Below are 805 nucleotides of genomic sequence, written 5' to 3' on the forward strand. Positions count from 1 at the left end.
TGTTCCCAAGTAGCAGCGTACTCGTGAAATTCGCTGTGAATCTGGCGGGACCACCCGCTAAGCCTGAATACTCCCTGGTGACCGATAGCGGACTAGTACCGTGAGGGAAAGGTGAAAAGTACCCCGGGAGGGGAGTGAAATAGTACCTGAAACCGTGTGCCTACAATCCGTCGGAGCCTTTAGGGGTGACGGCGTGCCTTTTGAAGAATGAGCCTGCGAGTTAGTGCTGCGTGGCGAGGTTAACCCGTGTGGGGTAGCCGTAGCGAAAGCGAGTCCGAATAGGGCGATGTAGTCGCGTGGTCTAGACCCGAAGCGGAGTGATCTAGCCATGGCCAGGGTGAAGCGTGGGTAAGACCGCGTGGAGGCCCGAACCCACCAGGGTTGAAAACCTGGGGGATGAGCTGTGGTTAGGGGTGAAAGGCCAATCAAACTCCGTGATAGCTGGTTCTCCCCGAAATGCATTTAGGTGCAGCGTCGTGTGTTTCGTGCCGGAGGTAGAGCACTGGATGGTCTAGGGGGCCCACAAGCTTACCGAAATCAACCAAACTCCGAATGCCGGTACGTGAGAGCGCGGCAGTGAGACTGCGGGGGATAAGCTTCGTAGTCGAGAGGGAAACAGCCCAGAACGCCGGCTAAGGCCCCTAAGTGTGTGCTAAGTGGGAAAGGATGTGGGGTCGCCCAGACAACCAGGAGGTTGGCTTAGAAGCAGCCACCCTTTAAAGAGTGCGTAATAGCTCACTGGTCAAGTGGTCCTGCGCCGACAATGTAGCGGGGCTCAAGCACACCGCCGAAGCCGTGTCATTTC

General features: G+C 57.0%; 1 rRNA gene. It reads left to right on the forward strand.

The annotated features are described in order from the left end of the window. Positions 1-805: ribosomal RNA gene (locus ADK67_RS09820) — 23S ribosomal RNA — on the forward strand; the annotation flags it as partial.

The organism is Saccharothrix sp. NRRL B-16348 (genome assembly GCF_001280085.1).
Taxonomy (GTDB): Bacteria; Actinomycetota; Actinomycetes; order Mycobacteriales; family Pseudonocardiaceae; genus Actinosynnema.